This window comes from Coxiella endosymbiont of Ornithodoros amblus (genome assembly GCF_019425495.1).
Taxonomy (GTDB): Bacteria; Pseudomonadota; Gammaproteobacteria; order Coxiellales; family Coxiellaceae; genus Coxiella.
On record NZ_VFIV01000077.1, the window covers coordinates 1 to 5,136 of the forward strand.

Below are 5,136 nucleotides of genomic sequence, written 5' to 3' on the forward strand. Positions count from 1 at the left end.
ACCTCAATATTCTTATTTCCACTACGGCTTAGAAAATGTAAGGGAAATTATTTTCAACCCAATAATCAATTGCTTCAATTAAAACAAGCCTTTCCATTAATTCCACCTGCTCAGGAAACAAACTCATATTAAAGTCTCAGTGTTCACATTTTCAATTATAATTATTATAATAAAATAATTAATGAAGGGAGATTTAACCCGTGTTAAATTTTAGTTTGTCGTTATGAAATTTTCTTATATTTTACCTATCGTTATTATTGTGTTAAAAAATTTCTCTCTCAGAGGCGAAGATCAATTGAGATATTTCTTCCAAGAATTACCACCACTGGCTGGAAAAATGGTTTCATTGCGAGCCTGATCCTAGAATACAAGATCAGATAGAAAAGCGATATCAGATAGAAAAGCGATAAGAAGAACTTAAAACACCCCATAACACACTAGCCCTTTCTCAAAATGCGTTTAATTTCACTACAAAAAGTAATGGAATTATTACATAACGATATAGAAATAAAACGAACCACCAGAATAATAGAATGAAGAATTGCTGCATTGGATGCCACAAAAAACCACTACCTTTAGCTAAAGACCAACACTTTTTCACAGTAGTCAAGGAAGTAGAACCCATAATTCATGGTTATAAAAAATAATCGAGAAAAACAAAGCTCTGTTAGGAAAACTAAAGAGGGTTTAAAAAAAATTAAAGGCAGAATTAAACAATAGAAATAAGAATTATGGGAATATAATTCACGTATTTCACAAAAATATTGAGAATGAGAAAAAAGAAGTCTTTGCAATGTCTCTTGCTTCACCCGATTTTGGAAGTGTCATTTGTGGAGAAGCGATCTGTGGAAGGGTTATAATAAAGCAATTAAATTGATTGATTCTTGTTTGCCTTTGTTTAAGTGTTAGTGTTTTTAAGCTTCCCTCACTTCAACATTGGACTGATTGACACAAGGCACCTTCCTATTTCCTATCTGTAATCCAAGTCAAATCGACATTCTGGAGAGACAATGACTATTGTCTATAATTGTGTTATATTTATTCACATGAAGAGGAAAGAAAGAATAAAACGGTATTCAAATATATGTTTAGCCGTATTATGAGAGGATTCGCTATCGCTCTTTCAACGAACATCTTGGCCTCATCAAATTATCCAAAAAAGATGCAAGGGCTACTGGGCCTCGTAAACCCAAAGGCTGGAAGTCCTATACCCCCTCCGAGTCTAATAGTGCTTTAGAACCTAAAGATTTTGGAGGCGCTGTCTACTCCCCTGTCAAAAAACGCATTGCCTGTTCTTACAAAACGACCAACAATAAGTGGGCTATCTTACTCTCCGGTGTGCATTATCCTTTCAAAACATCCAATCTAAAATAAACCACCTGGAAGTATAATCCTCAACATAAAGATTATATTTGTGGATCTCCTAAACAAACGCTGGATACCTGTGAATTTGAGATTAAAAAATGATTAGTGGGTGTAAGCGGTACAGAATTGTGCGATGCGATAGCTCATAATAGCGGCGGCTTTGTTTGCCGCTAACACGCATCCGTAAGGATTATTCATGGGGGCTGCTACAAGCACTTCAAAGAGATGATTGGCAACGACGTGATTAGTAGCGCTTCTTATTAACGAAGCTTCCATAGTCAATCGAATGCGACTGATCGGAAAGAAAAATTCTTGTTGCAATTTCAGTAAACGTGTATCAAGACGATAATGAGTCATTCCAAAAAAGGACGGCGAAACAACCGCATAAAAATAACCGGTTTGTCGTAACGCTTGCACCAACAAAGGCATCAACATTTCGCTAGGCGGGGCCACCCACCGGCTATTGGCGTATCTACTCAATTCGTAGGGTGTTAACATATAAATAATAGCTGAAGTTTGATAACCTGGGTTAGGTATTGGCATCGATACTAAAATTGTCAAATGAGTTTTTGAATGCGGCGGTAATCTTACCAATTTTAAATCATCTAATTGATAATAAGAAATGGGAGGAAGAACAACGGGCCCACAATCTACAAGGTTAATAGAAAAAAAAATAATTAAAATAAATTTTATAATTTTCACAATTATCTCTCTCCCGGCCCAGGTAGCGGAGGATGCTTGCCTCGGACCAACATCGATGGATTATGTTGTAACTCAATGCTAAGTTCCTGTAAATAAGCGGCTGTGGCATTTAATTTAGTTAATAATGGCAGCACGGTCGGTAAAATTTGAGTAGACATGTTTTGGATGGCAGTATGGGCATCACCCACTGTCAATTCTATCCCGTGCCCCGCACGATCGAACTGTCTAGCTGTTATTTTAATATTTACTAAGGCATCTTGTAATTGGTGCATAATAGTAGGCAACTGTTCGCTGGCTTTGGCAGTGTTCTTCATGAGCCGCTTCATCGAATACAACGTTGCATCAATATTTTCGGAATTATCCAAAAGCGTTTTTGTGACTTTTTGGATATTAACTAAACTTGCGCTGATCGCTCGGCGATTTTCTTCATCAAAAACTCTACCCACATTATCGCTTAATTCTTTAATCGTTTTAGTGACTTCTTGCAAAGCAGTGCTTAATTTCATTAGCAACGAGGGTTCAGATGGAATGACCGGATATTTTTCTCCCAATTTCGCAATTAAAGGGGGCGCTGTTGCAGTCAGCGCTTTTAAGGCCACATAATCAGTTCCCATGATACCTTCCGATCTTAAGGTGGCAATCGTGCTCGTGGTAATCGGAGTTTCATGTTGAATTTTTAAAGTCAAAACCACTTGTTGAGGATCAGCGGGATTGATTTCGATTTTTTGCACATAGCCTACTTTAACACCGTTAAAACGCACTGGCGTTTGCGCGCTGATACCCGACACTTCTTCGTGCATATAAGTGAGATAGGTGTCGAATGTTTGACGATGCCGAAATGTACTGAACCACAATAAAATAACAATGGAAGCGGCGCCCAACAGGATAATAAAAAAACCAACGAGGGTATAATTAACTTTTGTGTCCATCCTTAGCTCCTCGTTCAAGTTTATCACGAAATGTTCTTTTCCCACTACTAAAATAATCCTGGATTAACGAATGTTTGTGATGGACAAGCTCATTCATAGGCAACGCAGCTAACACTTTTCCCTTCCCCAAAAAAAACACGCGATCAGACACCTGCCATAATGTGTTTAAGTCGTGAGTCACCATAACGAAAGTGAATTCAAGTGTTTTACGTAAGTGCAAAATTAACTCATTCAATTCTCTGGCACTTTTTGCATCAAGCCCAGCGGTGGGCTCATCGAGAAATAGCAATTCTGGATCTAAAGCCATAGCGCGCGCCAAAGCAGCACGTTTTTTCATACCACCGCTGAGTTCGGCTGGGTACTTATAGGCAGCTTCTCTATCTAAGCCGACTAATGCAATTTTTAAAAGTGCCAATTTTGTTTGCGCTTCCGAATGCAAATGGGAATATTCATGTAAAGGGAATAACACGTTTTCTAAAACACGCAACGAACTAAATAATGCTGAACTTTGAAACATTACGCCCCAGCGGCGTTGCACCGACAAGGCTTCTGCTCTACTACATTCCAAGACATTAATTCCAAAAATATTAATCGTACCGGCCGTAGGTTTTCGCAACATCAAAATACTGCGCAATAAGGTGGTTTTACCGCAGCCGCTTGGACCAATAATAGCAACGATTTCACCTCGATTGATGGTTAAGTTTAAATTATCATGAACCCCATGCTCACCGAATTCATTACATAAATCGTGAATTTCAATGAGAGGCTCGCTAGGTTCAATGGCGATCATCAAATACCTCGTAAACTGAATACCACTGAAAAAATAGCATCTGCAATGATAATAAGAAAAATAGATTGCACGGCACTTTGCGTCGTTTTTTGACCTACACTATCTGCGCTAGCACCAACTTGAAAGCCATGAAAACAACCTACTGCCGCAATGATTAATCCAAAAACCGGTCCTTTAATCAATCCTGCTATATAATGTCGCACAGTAATGGCATGGTGAAATCGATCTAAAAAGCCTAAATACCCAATACCTAATTGGGACTTAGCCATTATCATGCTCCCAAACGTCCCAAAAATATCGGCCCACACCGTTAATAACGTTAACGAAATCATTAAAGCAATAAGTTTCGGCAATACCAAATATTCAATGGGGACAACCCCCATGGTATTTAAAGCGTCAATTTCTTCATTTACTTTCATGGTGCCAATTTGAGCGGTAAATGCGGCGCTCGTTCGCCCTGCCGCAATAATTGCGGTAATTAAAGGGCTAAATTCGCGTAAAATAGCTGTGCCCGCAATATCAACCACGAAAATATCGGCATTATAGCTATCTAACTGCAAAGCTATTTGATAAGTTAACACCACACCGACCAAAAAACTTAACAAAGCCACGATAGGTAAAGCCTGATATCCTGTTTCTTCTATCGCTCGTAAAATCGCCCTCCACTGTATGCGCTGCGGCTTAAGAATACCTTGGCTGGCTGTCATTGCTACTTCTCCCACAAAAGTAAGAAAATCAATAAGCAGCCTCCATTTAGTCATCGCCCATTCTCCCAATAAATAAACGGCTCCCGGCATTTTCGGAGACGGCAATGGTTGGCAAAGAAATTTTGACTCATTGGCAATAAGCTTAAGGAGAGATTGAATATTTTGACTTAATCCTATAATTTCTATTGCTTTACCCAATGATTTGAGATGATTAATCAAAGTATAAAATAACAAAGCACCTGCACTGTCCATTTTGGTAATATTATCTGCATGAATGATTACTTTTTCTGAGAGTTGGTCGGCATAGAGGGGTAATTGATCTTCTAATGGGGAAAGATGACTGACAGTCCAATCCCCCAGACAAAAGAGCTCCTGTTGATCGGGAGAGACTTCAATAGAAGCAGAACCATTTTGAACGATAGCCATGAATAAGTGACTCTTAACCGAGATTATTTTGCTGCCATTATGGTAACGCATCCCTTCCACCGAGACTAGGGCAGGTCGTCAATTAACCCTGCCCCTCGTCCCGCGGCTTGTTCGCAGGATCCGGTTAGGAGCAGATCGCGTCATATAAGCTATGCCATCTTGGATTTTTTTTCTCAGTAACATTTAATTTCCATTTTCTACACCAATTTTTAAATCG

At 39.0% G+C, this 5,136-nt stretch carries 4 protein-coding genes and 2 pseudogenes; 1 reads left to right on the forward strand and 5 read right to left on the reverse strand.

All coding sequences use genetic code 11. The annotated features are described in order from the left end of the window. Positions 1–1,010 precede the first annotated feature (1,010 nt). Positions 1,011–1,467 (forward strand): annotated as a pseudogene (locus tag FIV31_RS08730) (hypothetical protein). On the opposite strand, the gene FIV31_RS07220 reads toward FIV31_RS08730, so the two are convergent. The 5 genes and pseudogenes from FIV31_RS07220 to FIV31_RS07240 form a co-directional block, all read right to left on the reverse strand. Then, on the reverse strand, positions 1,468–2,067 hold the full coding sequence (locus tag FIV31_RS07220; RefSeq protein ID WP_280124302.1) for an ABC-type transport auxiliary lipoprotein family protein: 600 nt from the start codon (positions 2,065–2,067) through the stop codon (positions 1,468–1,470). A 2-nt stretch (positions 2,068–2,069) separates the two neighbouring features. Further along, positions 2,070–2,996 (reverse strand): MlaD family protein, encoded by a 927-nt coding sequence (locus FIV31_RS07225; protein WP_280124303.1) that lies wholly within the window; start codon positions 2,994–2,996, stop codon positions 2,070–2,072. Beyond that, positions 2,980–3,789 (reverse strand): ABC transporter ATP-binding protein, encoded by an 810-nt coding sequence (locus tag FIV31_RS07230; protein ID WP_280124304.1) that lies wholly within the window; start codon positions 3,787–3,789, stop codon positions 2,980–2,982. The genes FIV31_RS07225 and FIV31_RS07230 overlap by 17 nt, the downstream gene beginning before the upstream one ends. Continuing rightward, positions 3,786–4,919: an ABC transporter permease gene (locus FIV31_RS07235; protein ID WP_280124305.1), complete on the reverse strand. Its 1,134-nt coding sequence runs from the start codon at positions 4,917–4,919 to the stop codon at positions 3,786–3,788. The genes FIV31_RS07230 and FIV31_RS07235 overlap by 4 nt, the downstream gene beginning before the upstream one ends. A 124-nt stretch (positions 4,920–5,043) precedes the next feature. Beyond that, positions 5,044–5,136 (reverse strand): annotated as a pseudogene (locus tag FIV31_RS07240) (GIY-YIG nuclease family protein); the annotation flags it as partial.

Excerpts from the sequence above, each read along its gene's own strand:
- FIV31_RS07235 (WP_280124305.1), bottom strand. The coding sequence starts at position 4,919 with ATGGCTATCGTTCAAAATGGTTCTGCTTCTATTGAAGTCTCTCCCGAT.
- FIV31_RS07225 (WP_280124303.1), bottom strand. The coding sequence starts at position 2,996 with ATGGACACAAAAGTTAATTATACCCTCGTTGGTTTTTTTATTATCCTG.